This is a genomic window from Methanohalophilus portucalensis, from assembly GCF_002761295.1.
GTDB classification, from domain to species: domain Archaea; phylum Halobacteriota; class Methanosarcinia; order Methanosarcinales; family Methanosarcinaceae; genus Methanohalophilus; species Methanohalophilus portucalensis.
The window spans coordinates 1,989,110-2,015,296 of record NZ_CP017881.1 but is presented as its reverse complement, the minus strand read 5'-3'; the positions used below and the strand labels follow the sequence as shown (position 1 = coordinate 2,015,296).

Here is a 26,187-nt window from a genome sequence, read left to right as displayed (position 1 = left end):
GATATGTTTACACAACATAGAGTAAATATATTTATGGAGAAGATGATCAATCATGAATTACAGATGTTCCCTATGTGAAGGTAAAATGAACAGGTGGAGATATCCGGCCCTTAAGCGCCACGATCAGTTTGGACGCAACCTTGTAGTATACAAGTGTATTGAATGTGGAAATGAGGAAATGTATCCCGACCTTTAAGGGCCGGGGCTTAGAAGTGAGTATAGACTTCTTCGTGGGGGTGGATCACGAAGCCTTCTTTTGTGACCTCATAGGGGTGGACCTTTTTACTGTGGTCTGAGCCGCGCATCTTGTAGATCTCGACACTGCGGCTGCGGACGTTGTCACGCATGTCATAGTAGAGGGAGAATGTACCATCGGTGACGAAGTTTTCCACACCGAACCTGGAGGGCTGGTTCTCATCGACGATCTCACAGGTCATCAGGGATGTCAGGCCGATTATTTCCAGGGTGGTGCTGAGTTTGAGCAATTCGACACGTATCCGGGCGGCTTCATGCAGGTAGAAACTGATGGATGTCGTTGAATCTATCAGGGCCCTTTTGGCATCGATCTCTTCCTGTGTGGCGATGATCTGGTCCATCATTGAACGAATGTCGAAGGGGCGCACGTCCACGTATTTTTCCTGGGATGGGATTCCGATCTTTGTCGAACAGGCATCGATTATTGCGAGTTTGTTCTCTTCTTCTAAGGCCTGCAGGTCCCAGCCAAAACGCATCATGTTCTCGCGGATCTGTTCGGGGCGCTCCTCTGTGGCCACGATTATACCGTTTTCCCCGTACTGGGTGATCCCGTTGTAGATGTACTGGGTTGAGAAAATGGTCTTGCCGGCACCTGATGTACCGGATACCAGATAACTCCTGTCACGTACAAGGCCTCCCCCGCACAATTCGTCAAAGCCGGGAATGCCGGTCTTGACCCTGTTCCCTTCGTCTTCAGTGGAAATATTCTCTGCGCCTGTAAACATTTAGCATCGCCTTCTTCATGTAAGCCGGGTAGTACCCCTAATGAACTTATGTATAGTGATTTTATTCATCCTATTAGATTTTGAGGCATTATGAAATTAATGCTCCATATATCAAATAGTATTAATGTGATTTAATTTATATATAGGTGATGTTTAGTTAGAAACTGTCTTTGCAAACTGCAATATACTGGAAATCACATATACATTTTGTCGAATAAACCAACCATTTTGTGTGGTGCTGTCAGGGCAATATCCGCCTCAAATTCAACCCACAAAGTCTGAAGTCGACAATATGCCAAGTGCTGGTTGTATTTTCAACGGTCCCTTTATTAAATCAGACGAAAATTGTTCGGCATATGCCGTGAAATACATCGATATTTACCAGTAAAAATGGCGTTTTTTGACCCTCGAGACCACAAAAGATTTAATAAGCAATTTTCTTATTAGAGGGTTGCAAACCAATATGACGGGATCAAGAGGGTGATGAGTTTCCTTTCGTCAATGGACGTAATGTTCACCGATGAAAGGTTGATTTAACGTACATGTGTACGTTTTATTGTTTATCAATCACTCTTTACCTTGACCATATATCTACAAATTAACTAACGGAGGAAAATTATGAAAAGACTATTAGCAACTTTAATGGCTGCCCTTATGGTCTTGACAGTATTTGCTGGCGTAGCAAGCGCAGCAGGTCATACTGTGGAGACCAGAGGCCCTGTATGGAACATGCAGGTAACTAATGTGACAGTTACGAATCAGACTGATACGTATGTTATAAACGATTCAGCAACTCTTAATAACTTTGAGGACTGGAAAGATTTAGCAGACGAAAATTCATCAGAACTAGATGCTTCGGTTGATGGCTATGCATATGTAACAGGTTATGATTCTGATGGTGATGTACAAATCCAGTTTGAAAATGTCACTTCAGGCGATCATACTGACCTTTTCAAACTTGTCGCAGATTCTGAGAACTTCGCAGCATTCTGGTATGACATCGATGATAACAAAGCAAGCGAAACTATAATACTTGATGTTTATCAGACTGAAAGTGAGAATGAACTTGGAGACGACACTGACGCTCTTATTTACAATAGTGAAATACAGGATGAAATAGAGACTACATTTAATTTCAGCAATGATGGCCCCTCTACCTATGAGAAGATTGGCTTCCTTGCAGAAGAATACGTCCCAGTCGTACCAGGTGAAGCTGACAAACTGTCCAAGCTTGCAATGGATGACGACACCTCATATACTATCAGAACCGGTGAATCTCTGGAACTTGCTGATGGTTATACACTCATTCCACAGCAGATCGATGTTGACGGTAACAAGGTCTGGCTCGAACTCAACAAAGACGGCGAATATGTGGATGACAAAGTAATTACAGTAGAATCTGGTCTCAACCTCTGGGAATTCGACCAAACCGTAATGGGTGAAGATGACGTTGTTACACTCAAAGTAAATATCGATGAAGTCTTCCAGGGTCAGGTTGACAGTCTCTGTGTGGTTGAAGGTATCTGGCAGATCGAAGATGACGGAATAGAACTTGAATCCGAAGATTCTTTCGGTAACATGGAAATTGATACCGTAAGTGGTAATACAATAGATATGATATTGAGCAATTCCATTACCCTTAACTCCGATGATACCTTTAATGTAATGGAAGACATCTATTTCACAACTGCAGATGCAGATGAGCTTAGATTCCATTTGACAAAAGTCATGACCGAGCCTGGTACCTATGAGGTAAGAGGTACAGTTGCTAATGTACCCGATATAAGTGACAGTTCGGTAACTTGGACTCCAACAGGTGCATCAGGTTACTCCTTCGCAGGATTCTGGTATGACCTTGCTGACAATGATTTCTCTGAAGAACTTGAAGTCAATGTTTCTGGAATGGATGATGATGACAGAGAGCTTGACGATGATCCAAGTGATGTAACATATGCCAGTACCATAGTACCAGGTGTAGAGACTACATTTAATTTCAGCAATGACGGCCCCTCTACCTTTGAGAAGGTTGGCTTCCTTGCAGAGGAATATGTCCCAGTCGTATCAGGTGAAGCTGACAAACTGTCCAAGCTTGCAATGGATGACGACACCTCCTACACTATCAGAACCGGTGAATCTCTGGAACTTGCTGATGGTTATGCAATCATTCCACAGCAGATCGATGTTGAAGGTGACAAGGTCTGGCTCGAACTCCAGAAAGACGGCGAATATGTGGATGACAAAGTAATTACAGTAAATGGTAGCGATCTCAATGTATGGGAATACGACCAAACCGTAATGGGTGAAGATGACGTTGTCACACTCAAAGTCAATATCGATGAAGTCTTCCAGGGTCAGGTTGACAGCCTCTGTGTGATTGAAGGTGTCTGGCAGATTGAAGATGACGGAATAGAACTTGAATCCGAAGATTCTTTCGGTAACATGGAAATCGATTCCATAAACACTGACACGATAGAGATGGTTCTGAGCAGTTCCATTACACTCAGTCAGGACAGCACCCAGCATCTGATGGAAGATATCTACTTCAAGGTGGCTGACAGTGACGATGTAAGATTCTACCCATTCGTTGAGAGAACCATCGAAGGCGAAGAGGAACCTGCAGAACCTGAGGAACCTGTCGAGCCTGAAGAACCTGAAGAGAACGTAACTGAACCTGAAGAACCTGAGGAACCTGTCGAGCCTGAAGAACCTGAAGAGAACGTAACTGAACCTGAAGAACCTGAGGAACCAGCAGAAAACGAAACTGAAGAAGATCAGGGAATCCCTGGATTTGAAGCAGTCTTCGCAATCGCTGGACTTCTGGCAGTTGCCTACCTCGTAAGGAGAAACTAAGCAGACTTGAATGATAGAAGGGAATAATCCCTTCTACTTCTCTTTTCTTTTTTTGGTTTGTGTTTTATTCTTTTTTGATCTGCTCGTTGCGGATTACTTTTAAATATATTAACCTTGATTACAATCCATCCGCTTTGGAAAAGGGATCTTTTATGAAAATGAGAATAGTAGCATTGCTTTTGGCCATTACAATGATAATGCTTGCAGTGTCGGGATGTACCGATACAGGCGGTACAGGTGAAGAAATCGACAATCCTGAAATCGGGTCTGTTTCAGATGCAGTGTCACTTGACGAAGTGCCGGCAGGGTTTGATATGATAGGTGAGCGCCAGCTGGACTTTGGAAGTGTGCTGGACGGTGTGGGCAGTGAAGATACGGTAGTTGAAGCCACGCAGGGAATTTACAAAAACGGGGATAGTGTGGAAGTGCAAATCAGCGCCATTGAATGCACTGACACGGATGCTGCCCAAACCCTGGTCAACGACTACAAAAACGAATTCAATCCAATGGCACAGGGAGAGAGGTTCACCGAGCATTCCATCAACGACCACTTTGCCACACGCATCATCTGGCATGTGACCGAGGGCGGAGAGGACGTGCCACGCTATGCCTATGTCTGGAATAATGACAGCATGGTGATTCAGGTCAGGGGTACTACTTCTGATCCCAACCTGCTGTTTACCTTTGCACAGGCCACAGGTTACTGATGGGGAGAGTTTTTCTCCCATCTTCTTTTTTTATCTGAATAATATCTAATCAATCATTGTTATGATTGCTACCGGAGAAAATAACAGGTAATCAGGAAGTAAATACTTCAACTAATTTCTCTTCGACTTGTTGTATCTTTTCTGAACTCAGTGTTCCTGATTTTGCAAGAATTGTATCCACATCCAGGGTCATTATCATGTTAGTTTTTACAAGGCTGGATGAGGGTAATGATCCTTTTGCGAAATCATTTGAGTTCACTTGTATTGCATATTCGTCATTGCGTGTCGTTTGACTTGTAATTTGACACACAATCACATTAGTCCCTCTAGGACAGGCAACTACCAGTACTGGTCGGGTCTTTAACTTCGACATATCTGTATAGGGAAATGGTATAACCACTACATCCCCTTTCCTGAACGTTCCTGCCATTGGTAAAAAACCTCATGTTTCGGTCTGTTCATTTTCCAGGGCATGTTCAAGCAAATTGTCCCATGCTTGGTCTTCCTCTGGAGTATCCCACTCTTTGGCAAACGAAGGCTCGGATGTTAAAGCACATTCTAATTTTTCCAATACGTATGAGAGGGGGCGGATCTCTATGTGATCCGAGTATGCCACAATTGCGGCATGTGAGCCTTCCGGGAATGTGCTGTTTCGCAGATTCTTGGGTATGACAATTTGCCCTTTTGAGGACACTGTCATTTCTTTGAATCCAATTATTGCGTCCATTCCAAATTCTCCTTTTTATTTTTTATAACGATATCTCTCATTTCCCTTCGGAGTTTATGTAATACAAAATCTTTGGTAAAAATCCATCTTACTCTGTATTGCTCTGGAATAATACATAAATTTATGGTCCCGGATTTAATGGGAATTTCAGATTTTCGATCTGAAAAAAATACATTCATCCTCTTTGTGTTTTGTCTATCCAGAATCACATTGGGAATTTAAGGGTGGTGTGGAAATGGTACAAGTATATACTATGATAAAATATAGTTATTATAGTCAGGATTCACAATTATGATAAATATGGAAATTAATAAAAATCATAATAACCAGAAGTAACAGAAATCAAATAGAAAAAGGAGTGAAAACCAAATGGCGAGCAGTACACCAATACAGGTCAAAGCGCAGACTCGTGATGCTTTGAGGGAAATGGGCTCCATGGAGGATGATTATAACTCTGTAATTGAGAAATTGATTATAGAGCATAACCGCAACTCTTTCCTGGAAAATTCACGAAAAATTGTAACTGATCGGAAAGAGGAATTTATCAATGTCGATGAAATATGATGTATTAATATTGCCGAATATATTTGATAGGATTCCATCAACTGTTTTTGATGTCCTGACAGCCGAACAGGCGCATAAAAAATACGGAAGACTTTAATCAGCTTTGTCCGAAAAAACGTATGTATAAGCTATGAAGCCGATTATAATATCTGCTGGACCAAATAAATGACTTACCTTTCTTTTTGGCTGTAAATCTGTTGAAGTTGTTCTTTGGTCAAAGGACAATCTATAAGATCACATAACTGTTCCTTAGAAAGATTTAGTTGTTTGCCCATTTTACTCAAAAGATTGCTATTATATTCCACTTTGCTCCCGTGGCTTATGAATGTTCTATTACCGGTTTTCTTGCCATCCAGATAATAAACATAAAATATGTGATGACCTTTACGTCTTTCTTCAAAACCTTTTTTGGGCAATGCTTTTTGTATCGTTTTTGCTTTATATGAGGCCACGAGAGTCCCCCACAATTGAAATCAGTCTCCCCCTCAGTAACTGGCCACTTTTAGATAACTCATCATCAGTCAGGACATATTCCTGATATAATATGAAGAGTTGTTCTTCCAATTCTTTAAAAACATCTTTCATCCCTGTATTCATAGCAAAAAGGCCCAATTCATCGTTGGAACCAATAAAAAGTTCATCTTCTAATATAAATTCAATGGGGATTTTATTCTTTAGTTCCATAATTCTATCCGGAGAAGGTATATTATCAAGAGTATAATAACAGGTTTGTTCTATCGAATCTTCACTATCAATGAACAATCCAAAGTTTCCTTTATTTAACGGCTTCATTGTTCCACGTAATACTACAAATTTTCCAAGATGCTCTTGCACCCAATCTTTGATTTCAGGATCAAAATAGCAATTTATTTTCCCTTGATTACTTTCAACTGTTATCTTCTTACTCTGGCCAATATTTATTCCGGATATCCATCCAAAAATTTCCTTTTCATATTCTTCAATGGGTTTGTGTAAAAGTTTCTTTATACTCTCTTTTCGAAAACCTTTTAGTTGTATTTGTGAATTGCCCTGGAATCCTATCGATAATGTACGTTTGGAATTTTCATCTGGCCACATTGCATAAAATTCTCTAAGTAATTTGTTTACTCGATGAGGATCATTAACAATATTGTACAATTCTTCTTTTGGAATATCTTTTTTAGAGAGAGCTTCAAGAAGATCCCTGGTAGCTACTATAGACCTTTCGCCGATAGTTCCACTTTCTCCAAGAGCTGTCTGTTCATTACTTATTTGGAGGTCGGCATGTACACTACCCATTTCAATATCAGTAAAAAGTAATGTGCAGTATTTTTTCACATCCTGTGGGAAATCTCCGGCTTCACGACAAGGATTTTCAAAATAGTAATCACCAAGATTGTAAATGATATTTTGAAGATTCTGTATTGCATTAGTCACATCCAGTACAGGAATCTTCTTTTCTCCATCTATGGATAGAGAAATTTTACCTTTGTCTTTTGGAGTTTCCATTGTACCACCTGAAAGGATATGGTATCAGTATATTAAATTTTCTACCTTTGTACTGGGTATACACTTTAAAGTTTATATGCATTTTGAGAAATACTTGCACTATAAAGGATAACTATAGCAATATCAAATTGGGACGAGCAGAGAAAATGTTTAATCATCTAATTTGCTTTTATAATTTAAACGTAAAACTTCTGTGTCTTTTGAATCGCGTTAAATCAGATTTAATGGGAGTTTCATTTTTAAAATGAAGCATCGGGATGTAAGCTCCCTTAATCCTGATCACACTTATGATCGAGAGGCATCTTCTTGCAGTGCAACTCGATTATAATCGATACTTTTTAATATCACTTTTACCTTCTGTATGTGCTACCAGGCCCGGATAGCCTAGTTGGTTGGGGCGCCAGACTCATAGGGTAAACGATTGGGTGCTCCCATGTCTCCTGAGACATCTGGAGGCCGCGTGTTCGAGTCACGCTCCGGGCATTTTTTTCTTTTAAAGGTGAGACTTGTTTTTAGGTTTGCCCGGGATGTATTTTTATTTGATCACTGTTTCTGTAAAAATCAAAATTAGTAATTGGATCAAACGAAGTTCTCTGTGTGCAATACCGGAATAAACATTAAATGGCTTTTTTCTAAAAAACGACAATATATAAAAAATATAGAAACTTATGCTATCTCATGTTTCCAGTTAATGTTGAAAAGATATGTGAAATACATGAGCGAATAATTCAATGTGAATTTACAATCACATCTTCTCCTTCTATACGTCTCTGACGATCCCGAATTCTGGCTTCCTGAAACTCCTTCTCGACCGACCTTTCCTCCCCTATCCAGCGATCAACAACTGCACAGGCCACAATGTCACCGGTCACATTAACCGATGTACGGCTCATATCAAGGATACGGTCCACACCTATTATAAGGGCAATTCCACTTGCAGGAATACCTACACTGTTCAATACCATTGCAAGGATGACTATACCAACCCCCGGAGTTGCAGGGGTACCGATAGATGCTCCAACCACGGTAACCATGATTATTGCAAGTTGCCCTATACCAAGTTCCACGCCATATACCTGGGATAGGAATACAGCTGCAATGCTCTGGTAAAGGGCGGTTCCATTCATATTAATGGTAGCTCCCAGAGGTATAACAAATTGGGATACAGAAGGCCGTACATTAAGTTTCTCTTCCACTGTTTTAATTGAAAGAGGCATTACAGCAGCAGAGCTGGATGTCGAAAAAGCCAGCAGGAGAACATCACGAATAGAATTTAAAAACTTTATCGGATTCTTTTTTGATAAAAGGAAAACAATAAAAAGATAAATAACCATCATTGTGAGTAACCCGGCAAGAACCGTACCCACGTAGACGGTCATTCCCAGTAATGTGTCTATGCCCAGATTTATGGTAAATTTTGTAAGCAACCCAAAAACAGCAAAAGGAGCCAGCAACATACTCCATTTGACAACTGTCATTGTAACTTCCTGTATTGAACCAAGCAACTCCAGAAGAGGTTTGGAGCTATCTGGCTTCATAGAAACCAGAGCAATACCTACGATAATTGAAAATATAACTACCTGTAACATCTGGCCGGTTACAATTGCTCCCAGGGGATTTGTGGGAAGAACAGTACTGACAAGACCGGGAATGTCGGATAAAGCAGGACCATAAACGTTATCCGGAGAAAGTGAAGTTGTGCTATCATCCATTGTGTTCTGGACAAGTTCACTATCTATAAACAAACCCGGTTTTATAAAGAGGGCTAATCCTAAACCAATTATAATGGCCAGGGAAGTTGTACCTAGAAAGAAAACAACCGTTCTCGATCCCATTTTTTTCAATTGCTCAATATCTTCTCCAGCAGCCAATCCCCTTATAATAGAAGCAAAAACCAGAGGTACAACAATCATCTGTAACAAGCCAAGAAAGATATAACCAGGAATAGCAACCCATTCACCAATAGTCATTGCAACCGAAGGGTCGACTAATCCTGTAGATGGGCCTAAAACTAATCCTACAGCAATTCCCAAAAACATTCCCAACAATATCTTAAGCCACAGTCTGCCTCTGACAAGTGACTGAAGTTGATTGTTCAGATGTTTAAGAGAACGTGGATGAATTAATTCCAATGAGTTGAATGTCACTTTCCGCCTACGCATGTCAGTTATCCTGCAAAGTGATTATTGTTTGTCCATTTTGCACTATGGATAATTAAATAGAAGTATGCCACATGCACTTTTTATTGAAACCACAATTTGTTGATTGTGCCCAGTAATGTAATGTCTGTATTGTATATCTGGTTTATGGACTGGGCTGACTTGATGGCGAGAATAAAAGAATAGGATTTCAAAGAGCAAATTTTACACTCAACATAAACGATCCTTTATAGTTTCAAAAAATAAGCAAAAATAGGTTAATAAAATTTGACAGATGAACATTATTATTCAATGATAGAGGTTGAACAAGTCTAACAATGTTGATTTGTGTAATATAAGTATTTGCCCTGGCACTTAAGATATTATATAGGCATTTTGTATATTTTAATAAAAATATGTTTATCCAACTATGGTCATGTGTATAAATAATCCCGCTTGCAAAAAGTTAATATACTACAAGTAACATTCATGTGTTCCCGCACAGGAAGTGTGTGGAAACATAATCACCTTCATTTTAATGGAGACAGGAGATAACAATTCTGTCTGACTCACGCAATGGCAGTTCGGTGAATTCTGATCGTTAGTATTAAGAATTCACTGTGCAGGGCCTTTAATCAGCATCATGTTGTTTAAATGGTACCCTGCCAACAATTTCCTTTAACCTTCAAAAGGTGTGCTAGAAATAATTAAAATTCTGGTTGATCCTGCCAGAGGTTACTGCTATCGGTGTTCGACTAAGCCATGCTAGTTAAATGTTCTTCGTGAACATAGCGGACTGCTCAGTAACACGTGGACAATCTGCCCTTGGGTTCAGCATAACCCCGGGAAACTGGGGATAATTCTGAATAGATCACATATGCTGGAATGCTTTGTGATTTAAAGATCCGTCGCCCAAGGATGGGTCTGCGGCCTATCAGGTTGTAGTGGGTCTAGAGTACCTACTAGCCGACGACGGGTACGGGTTGTGAGAGCAAGAGCCCGGAGATGGATTCTGAGACATTAATCCAGGCCCTACGGGGCGCAGCAGGCGCGAAACCTTTACACTGCGGGAAACCGCGATAAGGGGACACCGAGTGCCAGCATACAATGCTGGCTGTCCACATGTGTAAATAGCATGTGATAGCAAGGGCCGGGCAAGACCGGTGCCAGCCGCCGCGGTAACACCGGCGGCCCGAGTGGTAATCACTATTATTGGGTCTAAAGGGTCCGTAGCCGGTTTAATCAGTCTTCCGGGAAATCTGACAGCTCAACTGTTAGGCTTCCGGGGGATACTGTTAGACTTGGGACCGGGAGAGGTAAGAGGTACTACAGGGGTAGGAGTGAAATCTTGTAATCCCTGTGGGACCACCAGTGGCGAAGGCGTCTTACCAGAACGGGTCCGACGGTGAGGGACGAAAGCTGGGGGCACGAACCGGATTAGATACCCGGGTAGTCCCAGCCGTAAACGATGCTCGCTAGGTGTCTGGAATGGTGCGACCGTTTCAGGTGCCGCAGGGAAGCCGTGAAGCGAGCCACCTGGGAAGTACGGCCGCAAGGCTGAAACTTAAAGGAATTGGCGGGGGAGCACTACAACGGGTGGAGCCTGCGGTTTAATTGGACTCAACGCCGGACAACTCACCGGGGGCGACAGCAATATGTAGGTCAAGCTAAAGACTTTACCTGAATCGCTGAGAGGAGGTGCATGGCCGTCGTCAGTTCGTACTGTGAAGCATCCTGTTAAGTCAGGCAACGAGCGAGACCCGTGCCCACTGTTGCCAGCATATCCTTCGGGATGATGGGTACTCTGTGGGGACCGCCGATGCTAAATCGGAGGAAGGTGCGGGCTACGGTAGGTCAGTATGCCCCGAATCTCCCGGGCGACACGCGGGCTACAATGGTTGGGACAATGGGCTCCTACACTGAAAAGTGACGGTAATCTCATAAACCCAGCCGTAGTTCGAATTGAGGGCTGAAACCCGCCCTCATGAAGCTGGAATCCGTAGTAATCGCGTTTCAATATAGCGCGGTGAATACGTCCCTGCTCCTTGCACACACCGCCCGTCAAACCACCCGAGTGAGGTATGGGTGAGGGCGCGGACTTTAGTGCTGCGTTCGAACCTAAATTTCGCAAGGGGGGTTAAGTCGTAACAAGGTAGCCGTAGGGGAATCTGCGGCTGGATCACCTCCTAAGCAAAAAAAACTTTCGATCAGAAACCGAAAAACTGCCATTGCAATCATATAATCCAACATCGTTGGGAGACCAAGGGCTTGTAGATCAGTTGGAAGATCGCTGCCTTTGCAAGGCAGAGGCCCTGGGTTCGAATCCCAGCAAGTCCATATTTAATGCACCAGGCAAGTAATTTTGCCCGGGAAGGATGGATGTGCTCTTTCTGACCAAGGAGAGCACGATGAGATCGTGTATAAGTTGCATACCTGACGCTTACTGGAGTAAGCAAACGGATAATGGCATTTATGCCAGCAGGTGAATGGCTCGGCTCAAGGACCGATGAAGGACGTGTCAAGCTGCGATATGCCCCGGGTAGGCGCATGAAGCCTATGAACCGGGGATCTCCTAATGAGACCTCTTGACCTTATGGTCGATCAGTAATGATCGGGAACGTTCCGAATTGAAACATCTTAGTAGGAACTGGAAAAGAAATCGAAGAGATGCCGCTAGTAACGGCGAGTGAACACGGCAAAGTTCAAACCGAATCCCTCTGGGAACAGAAGGGAAATGTGGTGTGGAAGGACTTTTCCAAGGATCCCATCTCACAGAGACCAAATTTGACTGGAACGTCAAACCACAGAGTGTGATAGTCACGTAGGTTAATGTGAACGGATCTGGAATTGTTCCAGAGTACCGTGCGTTGGATATCGCGCGGGAACCCGGGAGGCATCAACTTCCAAAACTAAATATTTCTTGAGACCGATAGTGAACTAGTAGGGTGACCGAAAACTGAAAAGTACCCCAAAAAGGGAGGTTCAAAGTGCCTGAAACCTGTTGGTTATGGAACGATATGGCATGAAAGGATCTGCGAAATGAAGGAAACAGTCGCGAGGCTGCTGTACGAGTTTCGTTGCCGATGTCATATCTTACGTTTTGAAGAACGGGCCAGGGAGTGTATTTCAATGGCGAAGGCTAACCGAAAGGGGAGCCGAAGCGAAAGCAACAAGCATGCAGTCTTCGGACAAGATGCGGCGTATACAAGTGCGTGGAGTCATTGGAATACGACCCGAAGCCGGGTGATCTAGGCGTGGGCAGGTTGAAGCGTGGCGAAAGCTACGTGGAGGACCGCAAGCGGTACTGACCTGCAAATCGTTCGTGTGACCTGCGTCTTGGAGTGAAAGGCTAATCAAACCCGGCATCAGCTGGTTCCTTCCAAAACATGTCGTAGCATGACCTAACCGGAGATAGTCGGTGGTGTAGAGCACTGATTGGGGATCCCGGGGGAGAAATCCCTCGCTCCCCTGTCAAACTCCAAAACTACCGTCGTCTGAGAAAGTTGGAGTCCGGGCTACTGGGGTAAGCTTGTAGTCCGTAAGGGAGAGAACCCAGCCCGTGGTTAAGGTCCCTAAGTGTCGACTAAGTGTTAAAGATAAAGGGTGTCCCAGGCCCTAAACAGCTGGAAGGTTAGCTTAGAAGCAGCTACCCTTTAAAGAGTGCGTAACAGCCCACCAGTCGAGGTCTGGGGCCCCGAAAATGGACGGGGCTCAAGTCGACCACCGATACCACGGAGTACCGAAAGGTAATCTTGTAGGAAGGCGTTGCGTTCGGGCAGAAGCAGGGTTGTGAAGTCCTGTGGACCGTACGGAAACGAAAATCCTGGTAATAGTAGCAGCATAGTCAGGTGAGAATCCTGACCGCCGAAGGGGCCAGGTTTCCTCGGCAATGATCGTCAGCCGAGGGTTAGTCGGTCCTAAGACGTACCGTAATTCGAGTACGCCAAAAGGGAAACAGGTTAATATTCCTGTACCGTTTAGCACTAAAACCAACGTCTCAGGGCAGGTTGAGCAGCGTTGTCGCGCTGTCTAAGCATCGAAACCCGTGGAGAGCCGTAATGGCGAGAAGCGGGCGAATATGTTATTGCGAAAGTCAACTGCACCCCGGGACCCGTGAAAAGGAAGCTAAACGACCGTACCAAGATCTGACACTGGTGCCCCTAGCTGAAAAGGCTAAGGCGTGTCGGAATTAATCTGGCTAAGGGAATTCGGCAAATTGGCTCCGTAACTTCGGGAGAAGGAGTGCCTGCCATGAAGATGGCAGGTCGCAGTGACCAGGGAGCTCTAACTGTCTAATACCAACATAGGAGATCGCAAACCCGAAAGGGCTAGTACGATCTCTGAATCCTGCCCAGTGCGGGTACCTGAAACTTCGGTCCAACGGAAAGAAGGGCCCGTAAACGGCGGGGGTAACTATGACCCTCTTAAGGTAGCGTAGTACCTTGTCGCTTAATTGGCGACTCGCATGAATGGATCAATGAGAGCTCTACTGTCCCTAGCCAGAATCCGGTGAAGCTTACATTCTAGTGCAAAGTCTAGAGACCTCTAGGGGGAAGTGAAGACCCCGTGGAGCTTTACTGCAGCCTGTCGTTGGGTTGTGATTTCGGATGTACAGTGTAGGTAGGAGGCATCGAAGCCCGTGCGCCAGCATGGGTGGAGCCATCAATGGGACACTACCCTTCTGAAGTCGCGACCCTAACTCCGCAAGGAGGACCCCGATAGGTGGGCAGTTTGCCTGGGGCGGGACGCCCTTGAAAAGATATCAAGGGCGCGCAATGGTTGACTCAAGTGGGTCGGAAACCTGCTGAAGAGTGCAAGAGCATAAGTCAGCCTGACGCGATTTAGCATAGCAATGGATCGCGAGACGAAAGTCGGTTCTAGCGAACCTTTATGTCCTGCTTGATGCGGGCTAAAGCTGACAGAAAAGTTACCCCGGGGATAATTGTGTCGTTGCCGGCAAGAGCACATATCGACCCGGCAGCTTGCTACCTCGATGTCGGTTCTTTCCATCCTGGCCGTGCAGCAGCGGCCAAGGGTGAGGTTGTTCGCCTATTAAAGGAGATCGTGAGCTGGGTTTAGACCGTCGTGAGACAGGTCGGTTACTATCTACTAGAGGTGTATGTGGTCTGAAGGTAAGTTGCTTTTAGTACGAGAGGAACAGGGCAACGGCGTCTCTGGTCGATCGGTTGTCTGACAAGGCAGTGCCGAGCAGCTACGCGCCAAAGAATAAGAGCTGAAAGCATCTAAGCTCGAAATCCAACCTGAAAAGAGACCACTGTAAGGATTCCGGTAAAAGACCGGTTTAATAGGATCGGGATGTAAGCACTAAGGAAACGAGGTGTTAAGTCCGCGGTTACTAATAATCCGTGCCGCTTCCAATTGCTTATTCCAGGCGAAATCAGGTATGTAATGTATAAATACACGGTCAGATGAAACGCAAAGTTTATGACGGTTGCGTCATAGAATCACGCTTCGCACATGCCCAATGTGCCAAGGTGGCGGAGCGGCTACGCAATCGCCTGCAGAGCGATTCCATCCCGGTTCGAATCCGGGCCTTGGCTTTCATCCATCTCATATAAGTTGAGGACAGCGGCCATAGCGGCAGGGTAACTCCTGTACCCATCCCGAACACAGAAGATAAGCCTGCCAGCGTTGTATACTGTACTAAAGTGCGAGAGCCTTTGGGAAATATGCATCGCTGCTGACTCAACTTATTGATTCTTACTTATTCTCAATAATATAATCTAAAATTACTTTCCTGCAAGTATTTACACGGTAGAGGAATCAATATATTTCTATATTACCCTTTCTTTTCAAATCACGGAGATTTGATTTCCCAAACTGCTTTTTTAGAGAAATTCCTACAGTACTCCAAAATCTATTAATAGATAAAAACTAGAAATCTTAGTTGGTGTGAGGGTATAATCAAATATCTAGTTTAGCTTTTATTTAATTAGTTTTTTTGAGAAGTCTTCTAACGTTAACTAGAAAGATGAGCACCGAAACACAATATTCATACCAGCACAGTGCATAAATTCAAACAACGAAAGGAGAAAAATTATGAACGAAGATAACAAGGACCCTGTAATAGGATCCACTGCCCGAGGTGGCACGTCAATTCGGGACTGGTGGCCGAATCAGTTGAATCTTAATATTTTGCATCAGCATTCTTCCAAATCCAATCCTATGGGGGAAGAGTTCAACTATGCTGAGGAGTTCAATAAACTCGACCTGGAAGCTGTGAAAAAGGACCTCTATACACTGCTGAATGACTCGCAGGACTGGTGGCCGGCTGATTACGGTCACTATGGGGGGCTCTTCATCAGGATGGCATGGCACAGCGCAGGTACCTACCGTATGGGCGATGGTCGTGGGGGTGGAGGCTCCGGCAACCAGCGCTTTCCCCCTCTCAACAGCTGGCCGGACAACGTGAACCTCGACAAGGCTCGCCGTTTGCTCTGGCCGATCAAGCAAAAATATGGCAGCCAGATCTCCTGGGCTGACCTTATGATTCTTGCCGGCAACTGCGCGCTTGAGTCCATGGGACTCGAGACCTTCGGCTTCGGTGGCGGACGTGAAGACATATGGGAGCCGGAAGAGGATATTTACTGGGGAAACGAGGGCCAGTGGCTTGATGACAAGCGCTATTCCGGTGACAGGGAACTCGAAAATCCTCTTGCTGCAGTACAGATGGGTCTCATCTACGTAAACCCGGAAGGGCCAAACGGCAATCCGGATCCGGTCGCCTCCGGCCGTGATGTCCGCGAAACCTTCGCACGCATGGCCATGAACGATGAGGAAACCGTGGCGCTGGTCGCTGGTGGGCACACTTTCGGCAAATGTCATGGTGCAGGCCCGGCGTCCTATGTGGGGCCTGAACCTGAAGCAGCACCAATCGAGGAACAGGGTCTTGGCTGGAAGAGCAGCTTTGGCAGTGGTAAAGGTGGTGATACCATCAGCAGTGGCATCGAAGGAGCCTGGAAACCAAATCCTACCAAATTTGACCTGGGTTATCTGAGGGTACTGTTAAAATATGATTTTGAGCTGGTCAAGAGTCCTGCTGGTGCCTATCAATGGCTGGCCAAGGATGTAGACGAATACGATATGATCGTTGACGCCCATGATCCATCGAAGAAGCATCGGCCGATGATGACCACCGCAGACCTCTCGCTGAAGTATGACCCAATCTATGAACCCATCGTACGACACTATTTGGAAAACCCTGAGGAATTCAAGGACGCCTTTGCACGCGCCTGGTTCAAACTGACTCACCGAGACATGGGCCCCCTATCTCGCTATCTCGGCCCGGAAGTCCCTGAAGAGGAACTGATCTGGCAGGACCCCGTTCCCGCAGTAGATCATGAGCTGATCGATGCACAGGATATCGCAGATCTCAAGAGCAAGATACTTGCCTCGGGACTGTCTGTCTCTCAACTGGTTTCGACTGCCTGGGCGTCGGCGTCCACGTTCCGTGGCTCCGATTATCGCGGGGGAGCGAACGGAGCGCGCATTCGTCTTGCACCACAAAAAGATTGGGAAGTCAATGAACCTGAAAAACTTGCGACCGTGCTTGAGGTTCTTGAGGGAATCCAGAAGGAGTTCAACAATTCTCAATCAGGTAACAAGAAGGTCTCGCTTGCCGACTTGATCGTTCTGGGTGGATGTGCAGGTGTAGAACACGCGGCAAAGAATGCCGGTCACGACGTAACCGTCCCCTTCACGCCGGGACGCACGGATGCCTCAGATGAGCAAACCGATGTTGAGGCATTCGATGTACTCGAGCCCAAAGCAGACGGGTTCCGCAACTACCTCAAAGCCAAATATTCTGTATCTGCAGAGGAAATGCTGGTGGATCGGGCTCAACTGCTTACATTGACAGCTCCTGAGATGACGGTTCTACTAGGTGGTATGCGTGTCTTGAATGCCAACTTTGGGCAGTCCCAGCATGGTGTTTTCACCAAGCGGCCAGAGACGCTCACCAATGACTTCTTCGTGAACCTGCTTGACATGAGCACTGAATGGAATGCAACCTCGGATGATGTTTTCGAGGCCCATGACCGTACAACAGGCGAACTCAAATGGACCGGCACCCGTGTCGACCTAATCTTCGGTTCGAATTCCCAGCTGCGGGCCGTGGCAGAAGTTTACGGAAGTGAGGACTCCCAGGAGAAGTTCCTGAACGATTTTGTAGCGGTATGGAACAAGGTAATGAATCTTGATCGTTTCGATCTCACATGATCGCAGCATCAACATCTGAGGGCTTCTAAAGCATATTTAAAAGCTCACAGGGCTATTAGAAGCATATGAAAGCGGCGTTTCAATTCAATTTGAAACGCTGCCCTTTCTTTAGGTTTTTACAGACCAATTATTTCTTCAAGGCAGATCCTGATTATGGAGCACGAGTGGATAAATACTTGGAACTGGATGTAAAGGAAGTTGAAAAACTTGCATCCATGACAAAAGAAGAGTTTGCAAAGGCAACTGAAAAGCAAATCATATTCGACTATAGTTGCAGGTTTCATCGCAGGAAAAAAAGTGACTTCGCGGTGAAATCTTAAAATATTTTCTTTGCTCTTTAAATCCAGTGATTGTTTGGTAGGAATTCCAGACACTTTGGCTTTTATAGGTATGTCACAGGGTTTAAGTTATAAATAAGAAAACTCATACTGCATACCCATAATCAATCATCTTTCACAGTGAAAACCATGGCCACAAACCTACCTGACCAGTTAGAATTCCAGCTCATAGATGCCGACTACTTCAGACAGGACAACTCTCCTGTAATCCGCCTGTTTGGGCGTTCCTCAGAAGGTAAAAGTATATGCTGTCAGGTACCTGGTTTCGAACCTTATTTTTATGTAAATTGTAATGCAGATCTGGAACTGGTTGCATCTGATATCAAGCAAAAGTTCGAGCAGGTAAAGGCCATTGAACAGGTTGAGAGGTTTGAACCTGTAGGCTACCAGACCACACCCACCCGCATGTTAAAGATAATTACCTATGATCCGGGTAACGTACCGGAGATCAGGGATGATATAGCCGCCATGCCTGCTGTAAAAGAGATCTATGAGGCAGACATTTTATTCAGGAACCGCTTCCTAATTGACCGGGGTCTGCATGGGATGGGCTGGATGCGGTTGACCCCTCAGGCTGCCCTGCAGGACCTTCCTCTCTGCAATATAACCTGCAGCAGTGAGGCAGTGGAAGAATTTGAAAGGAAGGAACCTGCCCCTCTGAGGCATCTGGCCTTTGACATCGAGTGTTTGCCAGTGGATGGCAATATGCCCACTCCTGAAACCTCTCCCGTGATAATGATCAGTATCTCCTTTGCACCGGCCTACCAGGGCAAAGAAACCATAGTCCTGATAGCCAAGCCTGCTGATGGCGTGGACACTGATGTGGAAGCCTGTCAGGATGAAGCTTCCATGTTGTCCCGGTTTTTTGAGATATTCAGGGAATACGATCCCGATGTAGTGACCGGCTACAACAGCAATGATTTTGATATTCCCTATGTAACAGATCGTGTATCCATTCTCAACAAAAATGGTCACAGGATTAAATCCGATGTTGGAAGGGATGGCAGAAGCCTGGGTTACAGGAAAATAGGTACTCGCACAATGGTTGATATAACTGGCAGGGCCGTTGTCGATGTTTTGCCCCTGATCAGACAGGAATTCAGCCTGAAACGCTATACACTCAGGAATGTCTCTCATGAATTGCTCGACAAGGAAAAACTGGATGTTTCGCCTCAGGACATGGAAGAATATTGGGAAGATAATGGCGCCAAACTCTACGAATTTATTAATTATGCCAGACGTGACTCCGAGCTTGCCCTTGAACTGCTCCTGCAACTAAAATTACTCGATAAACATATAGCGGTATCCCAGGTCAGCGGAACTCTGCTTCAGGACGTTATAAGCGGTGGCCAGACCAATATGGTCGAACAGTTGCTCCTGAGTGAATATGGCAAGCAGAACAGGGTCATGTCATCCAAACCCGATGAACATACATCCCAGCAAAGAAGGAAGCTGAATGAGAATCTGAAAGGAGGGGCAGTCCTTGAGCCCCATAAGGGGTTACATGAAAACGTTCTTGTGCTGGATTATAAGTCACTTTATCCCACCATTATAATGGCCCACAATCTCTGCTATACTACCGTTGTGGAAAACACCAATTTACAAGCAGATGACCTTATAGTCTCTCCTACCGGGGATAAATTTGTCAAACCCCGCCTATACAAGGGCATCGTACCCTCGGTACTCGAGGAACTTTTGAGAAGGCGCAGTGAGACCAAGCAGATAATGAAAAAGACCCGGGATGAAAATCAACACCGTGTCCTTGATGCTACCCAGCTTGCCCTGAAAATCCTGCTCAACAGTTTTTATGGTTATTCAGGTTATGCCCGGGCCCGTCTGTACAGTCTGGGAATGGCCGGCTCAGTAACAAGTATTGGCAGGGAAAATATCTCCCGCACAGAAGAGATTGTCTGCAGTCAGATAGGCAGTGTGGTGCTCAGGAATGACGAGGTCTATTTCAGGGATGAAGCAGGTGAGATTGGATCTGATGACAAAGAAGTGAACCTCTCCATTGTGTATGGGGATACGGACAGTGTTTTTGTGCACTGTATGGATAGGAATAACAGGGAAATATCTCCTGATGACCTGACTTTGGAAGAATCTGCCCGGGTGGGCAGCAAAGTTGCTTCCTTGGTGACCGCATCCCTGCCGGATCCCATGGAACTTGAGTTTGAAGCCACCGCCAGGCGTGTTTTGCTTGTAGCAAAGAAACGCTATGCACAATGGCTGTTTGAACCTGAGGGAGATGGCTGGAAGGATAAGATCAAGGTCAAGGGTCTGGAAACCGTCAGGCGTGACTGGTGTGAGCTGACATCTAATATGTTAAACCGTGTACTGGAATATGTCCTGAAAGAAGGTAATGTAGAAAAGGCAGTGGAACATGTGAAATCCACTGTGGACAGGGTGCGCAACCTGGATGTCACCCGGGATTCTGATATTATTGATGATCTGGTACTGACAAAGACCTTTTCCAAGAGTCCTTCAAGTTACAAGAACAAACAACCTCATCTCACCGTTGTGGAGAAGATAGAACAGCGTACCGGAATGCGTCCTTCTATCGGGGAGAGAATTCCCTTTGTGATAGTTGCGGGCAAGGACCTTTTTGTAAATCGTGCGGAAGATCCTGAGTATGTCAGGCAGCACAACATAGCCCTGGATGTTGATTACTATATCCAGAAACAGCTGCTTCCACCGGTGGAACGTATCCTTTCGGTATTCGGTGTGAATATAGCAACCCTGGATCATGACTCCAGGCAAAAAGGGCTTTTTGATTTTTCAAAAACCAAACCTGCCGACAACGGGTGTCAGATGAATGCTGAAATAAGGGAACCTGAAAAGGAGAAACTTCCTGAAAACGGCAACCAGAGTTCTCTTCTTGATTTCTGAATCATATACTTTCTATGGCTTCCACGGGATCCAGCTTTGATGCCTTTCTTGCCGGATAGACCCCGGCGATCATATTTATTACAAAAGCAAAAATGGAGGCATAAAAGAAATTCATTGCCTCAATTTTCATGGGCATACGTGTAAGGCCCAGATACATTTCAGCAGGCAATTCTATCTCATAGGATCCAATCGCTAAAGCTGTAAAATATCCCAGTACAAGACCCAGCAGGAGACCGAAAGCTCCCAGTATTGTAGATTCTATCAGGAATATTTTAGTGATGCTTTTTCTGGAAGTACCCATTGCCATGAGCATTCCGATCTCACTTTTCTTGTCCATGACAATATTGATCAGTGTATTGGCGATGCCAAACCCTGCGGTAATATAGATCAGGATATAGTAAAGCCACACAACCACCTTCTGGGTATTGAGTAAATCCAGGAGCTGACTGTTGATCTCAATCCAGCTATCAGCCTTCAGACCGGTTTCTTTTTCAATCTCTGAAGCGGTTTTCTCTGCATCATATGGATCTGTGACACGCATGGATACTGCAGTGATTGTTCCCTTCTCATCATAAAAATCCTGCAGGGTTTCCAGTCTTGCATAGGCAACACTTTTGTCCCGGCCGGTGCCACTGTCAAAAATCCCGATAACTTTCAGGGAAAGCTCGCCTGCTTGAGGGGAGGTTATCTGTACCCACTCACCAGGTCTTGTTTCCAGATCATCGGCCAGGTCATCCCCTATAAGGATACCTTTGCCACCTCTGGAAAGATCCTCATAATTACCCTCTACTATATCGGGTTTAAGGTGCATCACTTTATTTTCATCCGGAGGGTCCACTCCGAATATGTTGATCCCTGCGGAATTATCCCGGTATGTAATCACGGCCTGTTTTTCAAGGTATGCAGAAGAAGCAATAACTGTAGGTGTACTTTCGATTACAGACTTATAATAATCATAGAGATGTATGCCTGCATCCTTGTCCTCTGCAGGATACACCACTATATGAGGAGAGTTTTCCACTGTCTTTTCTATCAGTTCATCGGTAAACCCGGTCATAAGGGACATCAGGACTACAATGACCACTACAGCAAGGGCTACAGCAAGAATGGAAAAGAATGTATTCCGTTGTTTTGAAGCGATATGCCTGCGGGCAATCCTGAATTCGAACATAAAGGTTTAGAGCTGCACATAACGTGCAGCATCTCCCAGATTTTCTTCAATACGCAGAAGCTGGTTGTACTTGGCAGTTCTTTCCCCTCTGGCCGGAGCTCCGGTCTTGATAAGGTCCGCTCCGATTGCCACTGAAATATCTGCAATCATTGCGTCTTCGGTTTCTGCAGACCTGTGACTTACCACTACATTATAGCCGCTGCGGAATGCCATGCTTGCAGCATCAAATGCCTCAGAAAGAGTACCGATCTGGTTTACCTTGAGCAGAAGAGCATTTGCAGCTTCCATCTCGATGCCTTTAGCAAGCCTTGCAACATTTGTGACAAACAGGTCATCTCCCACAATAATTGTCTCCCAGGCTTCATTGGTGAGGTTTGCAAAATCCTCAAAGGCTTCCTCATGGAAAGGGTCTTCAATCATTACTATAGGGTATGTGTCAATCAGGTCGACGTAGAAATCGGTAAGTTCTGCTCCGGTCATGGTGGTCCCGTCGATATTGTAGTTATCCCCATCGAAAAACTCAGAAGCAGCGGCGTCCATTCCGATGGTCACCTCGGACTCGGTATATCCTGCTTCTTCGATGCCACTTACCAGAGCATCCAGGGCATCCACTGTTTGGTCAATGGGTGGAGCATATCCTCCCTCATATCCCACATTGGTTGCAGAAGCACCATATTTGTCTTCCAGGACCTTTCCCAGGGCACTATAGGTCTCGCTTCCCATCTGCAGGGCATTTGAATAAGTATCAGTTCCTTTGGGCTGGATCATGAATTCCTGGATCGCCAGACCATTGCCTGCATGTTTGCCGCCGTTGAGGACATTCATTGTAGGAACGGGTAGTGCGAAGGAATTAGATCCTCCAAGATACCTGTACAGGGGCATATTGAGCGAATCAGCAGCTGCATTGGCAACAGCCATTGAAACACCCAGGATGGCATTTGCACCGAAAGTTATCTTGTTGTCGGTCCCGTCAAGGGCAATCATTAACCCATCGATCTCCCTCTGGCTGCGCACATCATAACCCGTCAATTCCCCGGCTATTGTTGTATTGACATTGTCCACGGCATCGAGGACACCTTTACCATTGTAGCGTTCATCCTCCTTATCCCGCATTTCAATGGCTTCATTTGTTCCTGTGGAAGCTCCTGAAGGGACACTGGCCCTGCCAAAACCCTTTGGCGTGAACACATCAACCTCCACTGTGGGATTTCCCCTGGAGTCCAATATCTCTCTTGCATGAATCTTTTCTATCCGGTATCCTGCTTCTTCTGCCCTGTAACTCATGATAATTCCGCCTTGGACTTTGTTTACTGAATAGGAAATTACTGTATATATAATATTCTTGTCCCTGAAATCCTTGTTGCTAATGTTTTGTAGGCATCTTCATATAATGTATTCATAAAATATATATTAATGGAGCCATTCTTCTTCCTTTATGAATGATGCTGCTTTCATAAAGCTTGATTCCAGCAAGAGGGAAATTGCAGCCCTACTTCAAAACCTCTCCCTCTCCCGCATAGAATCTCTAGCTATGACCTGCCTTATCGATGGCGATTCGCTTACCTCAAGTGAGATTGAAAATCTCACCGGCCTGAGACAGCCCGAAGTAAGTGTTGCCATGAAACCTCTCTGCAAAAAAGGTATAGTGGAGTCCTGGGATCAGAAGTTATCAAAGGATCGGGGCAGGCCTCGACGTTACTACAAATTAAAATTAACCTTTGATACATTCATGAGAAATCTGGAAAATGACATATCGGCCGAAATAGAGTGTAAATCCCATGCTCTAAATAGGCTAAAACAAATCTGTAATTAATTCTCTTTTTTACCGAAATCGATAGGTGAGAATCCTCTTTTACTGTCAAATTTGCGCAAAGCATCCATTCCATCGATTTCAAGAAGAAGGATTTCCGTTACCATGAAGGCTTCATTGTGCTTTCGCATACATCCAATACTGGCTTTGCCGTCTCTGCCCAGGCCGGTATGGAGGTGAACTACGGGTTTTTTGTTTTCAAGCATTATATTGCCAATACCGATTATTTCATGCGGGTCCACAAATGAATTCCATATGGGCTCCGGAGGAATCATATCTTTGAGGGGGCCGGTGACCAGATTTGAGTTCCTGCATGCTCCCAACATGAAAAGGAATGCTTTTTCTATACCTTTTTCTTCTGCCAGGGCTGTTATACTTTCCAGTATGTCTTCACCGTTATCTACCCTGAGGACAAATACTCTTCCGACTTTTCCTTCTCTGTATTCCATGTTATTCCCTTATTCAGTAATTTTGCCATCTATGATCCTGACGATCCTGTCGGTTTTGCGGGCCATGTTTTCATCATGGGTCACCAGGATGAATGTCTGGTCAAATTCCCGGTTCAGTTTCCTTAAAAGTTCGTAGACCTTGTCACTGGAATGACTGTCCAGATTCCCGGTAGGTTCGTCTCCGATAACGATCTTTGGCTTGTTGACAAGTGCCCTTGCAACGGCGACACGCTGGTTTTGTCCCCCTGAAAGCTGGCCTGGAAAATGATGCAGGCGGTCTTTAAGTCCAACTTCATTGAGCAATTTTTCAGCTTCTCTGGTAGCTTCATCCTTTTTCTTGCCGGCTATCAAAAGAGGCATCATGACATTTTCCAGTGCAGTGAAGTCGGGTAAAAGGTGATGATACTGGAAAATAAAGCCAAGCAATTTGTTTCGTGCACTGGATCGCTGCCGGTCATCCATGCTGGTGACATCCTGGCCATCAATCAGGATAGTGCCTTTTGTGGGCGTGTCCAGAATACCTATCATGTGGAGCAGGGTACTTTTGCCGGATCCGGAAGGGCCAACTATGGAAAGGAATTCTCCCTTTTTCACATCAAGGTCCAGTCCGTCAAGCGCCTTTACCTCGACACCATCTCCATAGACTTTTTCCAACCCACGGATTTCGATTATATTGTCTGTTTGTGGCATGTCCCTCCCTGGAAACATTGCACATCATGTCAGTAATGCGGTTCCAGGCCTTCTATCTGGGAGAATGCCTTATCGACTTCCTTATCTTCCTGGACTCGTTCCTTTTTTTCTTTTTCGGTATTGATAGCATCGACTGCAAGATGATAAAGTTCTTCCAGCTCGGAAGCGGATTCAAGGGTAAGGACAGACAGTACACGAGGATATTCACCTTTGCGGACAATTATTCCTTTGAAAACATGGCCTACTGAATCAGAAAGTTTCTCAACTTCCGTAGAGATTTCATCGATACTCAGGTAACTCTTGTCACCCTTGATGATCATCATGGACCTGCTTGCTTCCTCGTAAACATTGGTATTAAACAGTAATCCGCTTGGAGATACAGCCTTTTGTATGGCTGTTCTGATAGGCACTTCCCCGTCTGCTTCATAGTAACCAATTGTTGCAATCCCGGCTCCTCCACTCATAACAGTCTTGAAATCACCCAGGTCTGTGACCATCATCATCTCGCTGTCCAGGGAATCCAGCAGGAAGATCAGCCTTTTTGCGATCATCTCATTTATGGAATCATATGCAGTTTCCACATCTCCGCCCATCTGTTTGAGATACTGGTTATCTGCAAGGATTATCCCGTCAACCCCGCTTTCCCTTATGTCCTTGAGAGCAAATGCAGCGTTTTGCAGGTAAAGTGTTCCTTCTTCCCTGAAGGGCAGAACAACTACTGCATATACAGGATAATCATTTTGTTCTTTCAATTCCCGGATCAGGGAAGGGGTAAAAGATGATCCTGTACCTCCGGAGGCAGAAGTTATAACAAAAGCAATATCAAAACTGCCTCTCTCATCGAGGTTGCGCATTATCTGGGATTTATTTTCGTCAAAAACTTTCCTTCCCACGTTTCTGTTTGCACCAACTCCATGCAGGTGAGGTATATGGATTCGATCCTTTGCCTTGGTATATTTCATTTCCTTGAGGTCGTTTACGGCAGTATTTATGGCAAGGGTTTGTACATTACTTTTATACTGTTGTTTTGCGTAGAATTTGGCAAACCGACTTTTGGAGCCGAATGCCTGCCTGTTTATAGAGTCCAGAATACGGTTGCCACACTGTCCGTTTCCGACCATAAGTATGTTGAGCAATTAATTCCTCCAGAT

At 45.0% G+C, this 26,187-nt stretch carries 19 protein-coding genes, 3 tRNA genes and 3 rRNA genes; 14 read left to right on the top strand and 11 right to left on the bottom strand.

Annotated features, from left to right (window positions below; all coding sequences use genetic code 11):
* Positions 1 to 52 precede the first annotated feature (52 nt).
* Positions 53 to 196 (top strand): hypothetical protein, encoded by a 144-nt coding sequence (locus tag BKM01_RS10855; protein ID WP_157769643.1) that lies wholly within the window; start codon positions 53 to 55, stop codon positions 194 to 196.
* Positions 197 to 206: 10 nt separating this feature from the next.
* On the opposite strand, the gene BKM01_RS10370 is transcribed toward BKM01_RS10855, so the two are convergent.
* Positions 207 to 980, bottom strand: coding sequence for an ATPase domain-containing protein (locus tag BKM01_RS10370; RefSeq protein WP_072361850.1), 774 nt, complete (start codon positions 978 to 980; stop codon positions 207 to 209).
* Positions 981 to 1,598: 618 nt separating this feature from the next.
* Here BKM01_RS10370 and BKM01_RS10365 point away from each other — a divergent pair.
* Positions 1,599 to 3,830, top strand: a complete 2,232-nt coding sequence (locus BKM01_RS10365) for an S-layer protein domain-containing protein (RefSeq protein WP_072361848.1) — start codon at positions 1,599 to 1,601, stop codon at positions 3,828 to 3,830.
* A 152-nt stretch (positions 3,831 to 3,982) separates the two neighbouring features.
* Positions 3,983 to 4,537, top strand: coding sequence for a hypothetical protein (locus BKM01_RS10360; RefSeq protein WP_072361845.1), 555 nt, complete (start codon positions 3,983 to 3,985; stop codon positions 4,535 to 4,537).
* 91 nt (positions 4,538 to 4,628) lie between these two features.
* Here the strand turns inward: BKM01_RS10360 and BKM01_RS10355 are convergent, their stop codons facing one another.
* Both BKM01_RS10355 and BKM01_RS10350 read right to left on the bottom strand, forming a co-directional pair.
* Positions 4,629 to 4,967 (bottom strand): type II toxin-antitoxin system PemK/MazF family toxin, encoded by a 339-nt coding sequence (locus BKM01_RS10355; RefSeq protein WP_072361842.1) that lies wholly within the window; start codon positions 4,965 to 4,967, stop codon positions 4,629 to 4,631.
* Between the two features lie 12 nt (positions 4,968 to 4,979).
* On the bottom strand, positions 4,980 to 5,264 hold the full coding sequence (locus BKM01_RS10350) for an AbrB/MazE/SpoVT family DNA-binding domain-containing protein (protein ID WP_072361839.1): 285 nt from the start codon (positions 5,262 to 5,264) through the stop codon (positions 4,980 to 4,982).
* A gap of 369 nt (positions 5,265 to 5,633) precedes the next feature.
* On the opposite strand from BKM01_RS10350, the gene BKM01_RS10340 reads away from it, so the two are divergent.
* Positions 5,634 to 5,828 carry a hypothetical protein gene (locus BKM01_RS10340; protein ID WP_072361833.1) on the top strand — a complete coding sequence of 65 codons (195 nt, stop codon included), beginning with the start codon at positions 5,634 to 5,636 and terminating at the stop codon, positions 5,826 to 5,828.
* 170 nt (positions 5,829 to 5,998) lie between these two features.
* On the opposite strand, the gene BKM01_RS10335 is transcribed toward BKM01_RS10340, so the two are convergent.
* Together BKM01_RS10335 and BKM01_RS10330 are read right to left on the bottom strand one after the other, a co-directional pair.
* Entirely contained in the window at positions 5,999 to 6,280 is a 282-nt protein-coding gene (locus BKM01_RS10335) for a type II toxin-antitoxin system HicA family toxin (protein ID WP_072361830.1), read from the bottom strand.
* Positions 6,267 to 7,316, bottom strand: coding sequence for a hypothetical protein (locus tag BKM01_RS10330; protein WP_072361827.1), 1,050 nt, complete (start codon positions 7,314 to 7,316; stop codon positions 6,267 to 6,269). The genes BKM01_RS10335 and BKM01_RS10330 overlap by 14 nt, the downstream gene beginning before the upstream one ends.
* 373 nt (positions 7,317 to 7,689) lie before the next feature.
* On the opposite strand from BKM01_RS10330, the gene BKM01_RS10325 reads away from it, so the two are divergent.
* Positions 7,690 to 7,799: transfer RNA gene (locus BKM01_RS10325), tRNA-Met, on the top strand.
* 245 nt (positions 7,800 to 8,044) lie between these two features.
* Here the strand turns inward: BKM01_RS10325 and BKM01_RS10320 are convergent.
* Entirely contained in the window at positions 8,045 to 9,478 is a 1,434-nt protein-coding gene (locus tag BKM01_RS10320; protein ID WP_072361823.1) for a dicarboxylate/amino acid:cation symporter, read from the bottom strand.
* A 688-nt stretch (positions 9,479 to 10,166) separates the two neighbouring features.
* Here BKM01_RS10320 and BKM01_RS10315 point away from each other — a divergent pair.
* The 8 genes from BKM01_RS10315 (at position 10,167) to BKM01_RS10280 (ending at position 20,916) form a co-directional block, all read left to right on the top strand.
* A 16S ribosomal RNA gene (locus BKM01_RS10315) occupies positions 10,167 to 11,642 on the top strand.
* Positions 11,643 to 11,718: 76 nt separating this feature from the next.
* Positions 11,719 to 11,791, top strand: a tRNA-Ala gene (locus BKM01_RS10310).
* 121 nt (positions 11,792 to 11,912) lie between these two features.
* A 23S ribosomal RNA gene (locus BKM01_RS10305) occupies positions 11,913 to 14,832 on the top strand.
* A gap of 111 nt (positions 14,833 to 14,943) precedes the next feature.
* Positions 14,944 to 15,015: transfer RNA gene (locus BKM01_RS10300), tRNA-Cys, on the top strand.
* Positions 15,016 to 15,039: 24 nt separating this feature from the next.
* Positions 15,040 to 15,161, top strand: a 5S ribosomal RNA gene (rrf, locus tag BKM01_RS10295).
* The 16S, 23S and 5S rRNA genes sit together here with 2 tRNA genes alongside, the layout of an rRNA operon.
* Before the next feature lie 353 nt (positions 15,162 to 15,514).
* Complete coding sequence (katG, locus tag BKM01_RS10290) at positions 15,515 to 17,692, top strand: catalase/peroxidase HPI (RefSeq protein WP_072361819.1); 2,178 nt, start codon at positions 15,515 to 15,517, stop codon at positions 17,690 to 17,692.
* Positions 17,693 to 17,856: 164 nt separating this feature from the next.
* Positions 17,857 to 18,012 carry a hypothetical protein gene (locus tag BKM01_RS10955; RefSeq protein WP_198926197.1) on the top strand — a complete coding sequence of 52 codons (156 nt, stop codon included), beginning with the start codon at positions 17,857 to 17,859 and terminating at the stop codon, positions 18,010 to 18,012.
* A gap of 147 nt (positions 18,013 to 18,159) precedes the next feature.
* Positions 18,160 to 20,916, top strand: coding sequence for a DNA-directed DNA polymerase (locus tag BKM01_RS10280; protein ID WP_072361813.1), 2,757 nt, complete (start codon positions 18,160 to 18,162; stop codon positions 20,914 to 20,916).
* 1 nt (position 20,917) lies between these two features.
* On the opposite strand, the gene BKM01_RS10275 is transcribed toward BKM01_RS10280, so the two are convergent.
* Together BKM01_RS10275 and eno are read right to left on the bottom strand one after the other, a co-directional pair.
* Positions 20,918 to 22,087 (bottom strand): ABC transporter permease, encoded by a 1,170-nt coding sequence (locus BKM01_RS10275; RefSeq protein WP_072361810.1) that lies wholly within the window; start codon positions 22,085 to 22,087, stop codon positions 20,918 to 20,920.
* Between the two features lie 6 nt (positions 22,088 to 22,093).
* Entirely contained in the window at positions 22,094 to 23,371 is a 1,278-nt protein-coding gene (eno, locus tag BKM01_RS10270) for a phosphopyruvate hydratase (protein ID WP_072361807.1), read from the bottom strand.
* Positions 23,372 to 23,522: 151 nt separating this feature from the next.
* Between eno and BKM01_RS10265 the strand changes: the two genes are divergently transcribed.
* Positions 23,523 to 23,900, top strand: coding sequence for a hypothetical protein (locus tag BKM01_RS10265; RefSeq protein ID WP_072361804.1), 378 nt, complete (start codon positions 23,523 to 23,525; stop codon positions 23,898 to 23,900).
* On the opposite strand, the gene BKM01_RS10260 is transcribed toward BKM01_RS10265, so the two are convergent.
* From BKM01_RS10260 to BKM01_RS10250, 3 genes are read right to left on the bottom strand one after another with little or no spacing between them, the layout of a single operon-like run.
* Entirely contained in the window at positions 23,897 to 24,346 is a 450-nt protein-coding gene (locus BKM01_RS10260; RefSeq protein ID WP_072361801.1) for a PPC domain-containing DNA-binding protein, read from the bottom strand. The genes BKM01_RS10265 and BKM01_RS10260 overlap by 4 nt on opposite strands.
* Before the next feature lie 9 nt (positions 24,347 to 24,355).
* Positions 24,356 to 25,036, bottom strand: a complete 681-nt coding sequence (locus tag BKM01_RS10255) for an ABC transporter ATP-binding protein (protein ID WP_072361798.1) — start codon at positions 25,034 to 25,036, stop codon at positions 24,356 to 24,358.
* 29 nt (positions 25,037 to 25,065) lie between these two features.
* Positions 25,066 to 26,172: an FtsZ/tubulin family protein gene (locus BKM01_RS10250; RefSeq protein ID WP_072361795.1), complete on the bottom strand. Its 1,107-nt coding sequence runs from the start codon at positions 26,170 to 26,172 to the stop codon at positions 25,066 to 25,068.
* Positions 26,173 to 26,187 lie beyond the last annotated feature (15 nt).

Bases quoted from the DNA above. Each gene is read 5' to 3' on its own strand.
- BKM01_RS10855 (WP_157769643.1), top strand. From the start codon at position 53: ATGAATTACAGATGTTCCCTATGTGAAGGTAAAATGAACAGGTGGAGA.
- BKM01_RS10370 (WP_072361850.1), bottom strand. From the start codon at position 980: ATGTTTACAGGCGCAGAGAATATTTCCACTGAAGACGAAGGGAACAGG.
- BKM01_RS10365 (WP_072361848.1), top strand. From the start codon at position 1,599: ATGAAAAGACTATTAGCAACTTTAATGGCTGCCCTTATGGTCTTGACA.
- BKM01_RS10360 (WP_072361845.1), top strand. From the start codon at position 3,983: ATGAAAATGAGAATAGTAGCATTGCTTTTGGCCATTACAATGATAATG.
- BKM01_RS10355 (WP_072361842.1), bottom strand. From the start codon at position 4,967: ATGGCAGGAACGTTCAGGAAAGGGGATGTAGTGGTTATACCATTTCCC.
- BKM01_RS10350 (WP_072361839.1), bottom strand. From the start codon at position 5,264: ATGGACGCAATAATTGGATTCAAAGAAATGACAGTGTCCTCAAAAGGG.
- BKM01_RS10340 (WP_072361833.1), top strand. From the start codon at position 5,634: ATGGCGAGCAGTACACCAATACAGGTCAAAGCGCAGACTCGTGATGCT.
- BKM01_RS10330 (WP_072361827.1), bottom strand. From the start codon at position 7,316: ATGGAAACTCCAAAAGACAAAGGTAAAATTTCTCTATCCATAGATGGA.
- BKM01_RS10320 (WP_072361823.1), bottom strand. From the start codon at position 9,478: ATGCGTAGGCGGAAAGTGACATTCAACTCATTGGAATTAATTCATCCA.
- katG (WP_072361819.1), top strand. From the start codon at position 15,515: ATGAACGAAGATAACAAGGACCCTGTAATAGGATCCACTGCCCGAGGT.
- BKM01_RS10280 (WP_072361813.1), top strand. From the start codon at position 18,160: ATGGCCACAAACCTACCTGACCAGTTAGAATTCCAGCTCATAGATGCC.
- BKM01_RS10275 (WP_072361810.1), bottom strand. From the start codon at position 22,087: ATGTTCGAATTCAGGATTGCCCGCAGGCATATCGCTTCAAAACAACGG.
- eno (WP_072361807.1), bottom strand. From the start codon at position 23,371: ATGAGTTACAGGGCAGAAGAAGCAGGATACCGGATAGAAAAGATTCAT.
- BKM01_RS10265 (WP_072361804.1), top strand. From the start codon at position 23,523: ATGAATGATGCTGCTTTCATAAAGCTTGATTCCAGCAAGAGGGAAATT.
- BKM01_RS10260 (WP_072361801.1), bottom strand. From the start codon at position 24,346: ATGGAATACAGAGAAGGAAAAGTCGGAAGAGTATTTGTCCTCAGGGTA.
- BKM01_RS10255 (WP_072361798.1), bottom strand. From the start codon at position 25,036: ATGCCACAAACAGACAATATAATCGAAATCCGTGGGTTGGAAAAAGTC.